Here is a 3183-nt window from a genome sequence, read left to right on the forward strand (position 1 = left end):
TCTCCCGTAAACGTTGAGCGGATTCGGCCTGTCGAACTCAAAGTAAGGCCCCTCCTTAAGGCCATCGAAGACATAATCAGTGCTGATGTAAAAGAGCTTGGCATCTACCTTTCTTGCTGCAACAGCGACATTCCTCGCTCCCAGACCGTTGACGGCAAAGGCTTTTTCACGCTGACTTTCGCAGGCATCGACATCCGTAAAGGCAGCGCTGTGCACAACAGCGTCCGGTTGAACACCGGTAATGAATTTTACGGTGGCTTCGAGATCGGTGATATCGAAGTCGGCGCGGTCTGCGGGGATCACCTGGCAGCCGCCGTCACCCAAAACTTTCACCAGATCGGCACCAAGCTGCCCTGCAGCACCTGTAATCAAAACCTTCACCGGGCTCTCCTTCTCCATCCGAGTTTTTTTGACAATACCTATAACACCACTTGGTCAACTCGTACATTTCTGCTTAACCATATTTGCCGGCTCAACCTTAATACTCCCAATCGAAATCCCCTACTTCCGGATGCCGGGCAACGGCTTCTTTGACGATGCTGCAGATTTTTCTCAGTCCTTCGGGGGTTTTTGCTTCGCACCTCGCCACGAGCGCAGGCTGGGTGTTGGATGCGCGCACCAGGCCCCAGCCTTCGGGAAAAATTACCCTCACCCCGTCTACATCAACAACTTCATATTCCCGGCGAAACTCTTCCTTCAGGCGCTCCACAACTTCGAATTTATCCTCATCGGGGCAGGGGATGCGTATTTCCGGAGTGGCATAATACCTGGGCACATCTTCAAGAAGCTGAGAGAGCGTCTTGGGTGTATTGGATAAGATTCTCAACAGCCTTCCTGTAGCATAGAAGGCATCGTCAAAGCCAAAGTACTCGTCCGCGAAGAACAGGTGGCCGGACATCTCTCCGGCAAAAACCGCCCCCGTCTCCCTCATTTTGGCCTTGATCAAAGAGTGGCCTGTTTTATAGAAGAACGGCCTCCCTCCCAGGCGGACTACTTCGTCGACCAGCGCCTGCGAGCACTTAACTTCAATGATCGCCAAAGCCCCCGGGTGGCGGGCCAGAATCTCCCGCCAGAAGAGGCACATCAACAGATCTCCCCAGATGATCTCCCCTTTTTCGTCAACCACACCGATCCTGTCGCCATCACCGTCGTAAGCCACACCCAGGTCGGCCCCGTGCTCCAAAACCGCCTGCCTCAGATCTTCCAAATTGGCGGCAACCACAGGGTCTGGGTGATGGTTGGGGAAGCGGGGATCCGATTCGCAGTAGAGGGGGACCACCTCGCACCCCCAGGCCTTTAAGATCCTCTCGGCAAAAAGGGAGGCAGTTCCGTTGCCGCAGTCCACGGCAACTTTCAACCTGCGCGGGCCCAGCTTGATCTTCTCCTGGAGCATGGCGAGGTACGGGGTTGCTAAATCCCTTTTTTCCATCCTGCCTTTCCCGGATTTGAACCTTCCGGCTTCTGCCATTTCCTTTAACTTCAGGATCTCTTCCCCGTAGAGCGTCCCTTCACCGCAGGCAAGCTTAAAGCCGTTCTCATCGGGAGGGTTGTGGCTGCCGGTGATCATCGCCCCAGCCTTAGTGCCGCAGTGGACCATGGCGTAATAGAGAATCGGCGTTGCCACAAGACCGATGTCGATGACCGTACACCCGGTGGCAAGCAGCCCTGCAACGAAAGCATTTCTCAACCTTTCTGAGCTGAGGCGGTTGTCCCGCCCCACCAGCACCTCTGAAATCCCGCGCTCCTGGACATAAGTGCCAAAGGCCCGGCCCAGAAGCCGAACCGTTTCATCCGGGAAGTCCCGCTCTGCGTGGCCGCGAATGTCGTACTGGCGGAATATCTGCCGGTTGAGATCAACTACCCCACGGAGCACCATTGAACTATTCCTCTCCTCCGTTGAAGCTGTGCAAATACCGGCTCAAACCCCGGCTCTCCAGCTCCCTGACCACTTTTTTGAGCTCCGGCTCCCTATCCTTATGGGCCACCAGCAGCACATCGGGCATATCAACGACCAGCAGGTCCTTAAGGCCAAAGGTGACCATTAATTTATCCCGGTTGTCGTTCCTGGCAATCACATTCTCGGTGTCGACGAGAACGGCTTTTCCTTCAACGAGGTTCCCGAAGCCGTCAGGCTCCAGCACCCGCTCCAGCGCCGTCCACGATCCCAGGTCATCCCAGCCGAAGCTCCCGGGCACGACCCAGACATTGGCCGCCTTTTCGATTACACCGTAATCGATGGAGATTTTGGGCAGGCGGGGAAAGTGATCGTTGAGGGTCTCTTCGAAATCAGCCGTGCCCAGCGCTCTCTCGATGGGCTCCATGGCAGCAGCCAGCTCCGGGAGGTGGCGGGAAATCGCTTCTCTGATCACCTTCGCCCGCCATATAAACATGCCGCTGTTCCAGAGATATTCACCCGAAGCCAGATACTCCGCCGCCCGGCAGGCATCGGGCTTTTCCACGAACCTGTCCACCCGGTAAGCCGACCCGTCCTCTACCGGCTCCCCTAAGCGGATGTAGCCGTAGCCTGTTTCGGGGCGTGTGGGTTGGTTGCCGACGGTCACGAGCCCGTTTGTATCGGCCGCCAGTGCAAGCGCACGGGTTATCGCTTCGCAAAAACGGCGCTCGTCGAGAATCATGTGATCCGACGGCAGGACAACCATGAGCGTCTCCGGGTCTCTTTCCGCTAAAAGCAGGGCCGCCAGGGCTATGCAGGGCGCCGTATCGCGGCCTACCGGTTCGACGATCAGGTTTTCAGGGGGAAGTTCCGGGGCCTGCTCTCGCACCAGTTCGCTGTAGCCCCGGCCGGTAACGACGTAGATTTTTTCTACGTCCACAAGCGCCTTCGCCCTCGCAACGGTCTGTTGAAGAAGGCTCTCTCTCCCGCCGATTGCCAGAAACTGCTTGGGTTTTTCTCTTCTGCTGTACGGCCAGAACCTCTCGCCGGAGCCGCCGGCCATAATGACAACTGCCGTTTCCAAGAAAGAGTCCCCTCCGGTCCCCAAATTGAGCGCCGGACGGCTTTATGAGCCGCAGCTTCCGTGCTCTTTTGGAATTCGACAAAAGAGAAATTCGACAAAAAGCCGGAACTTCCTGCCCGATCTTTTCTAAATTCCCAAGAATTTTCCTGCCCCAACATTTTTTAAAATATAATCAAAGCAATCTGGGATTTTAAAAACACGGCAC

General features: G+C 56.1%; 3 protein-coding genes. All 3 read right to left on the reverse strand.

From position 1 onward, the window contains the following. A partial coding sequence (locus HPY90_RS15570; protein WP_287195848.1) for an SDR family oxidoreductase occupies positions 1–381 on the reverse strand: 381 nt, incomplete at its 3' end. Between the two features lie 97 nt (positions 382–478). Then, positions 479–1876 carry a phosphomannomutase/phosphoglucomutase gene (locus HPY90_RS15575; RefSeq protein WP_287195850.1) on the reverse strand — a complete coding sequence of 466 codons (1398 nt, stop codon included), beginning with the start codon at positions 1874–1876 and terminating at the stop codon, positions 479–481. Between the two features lie 4 nt (positions 1877–1880). Continuing rightward, the gene (locus tag HPY90_RS15580; protein ID WP_287195852.1) at positions 1881–2978 is read right to left on the reverse strand and encodes a mannose-1-phosphate guanylyltransferase; all 1098 of its coding nucleotides are present in this window, start codon (positions 2976–2978) and stop codon (positions 1881–1883) included. Between the last annotated feature and the right edge of the window lie 205 nt (positions 2979–3183).

This window comes from Syntrophothermus sp., from assembly GCF_013314835.1.
Taxonomy (GTDB): domain Bacteria; phylum Bacillota; class Syntrophomonadia; order Syntrophomonadales; family Syntrophothermaceae; genus Syntrophothermus; species Syntrophothermus lipocalidus.

Bases quoted from the DNA above. Each gene is read 5' to 3' on its own strand.
- HPY90_RS15575 (WP_287195850.1), bottom strand. From the start codon at position 1,876: ATGGTGCTCCGTGGGGTAGTTGATCTCAACCGGCAGATATTCCGCCAG.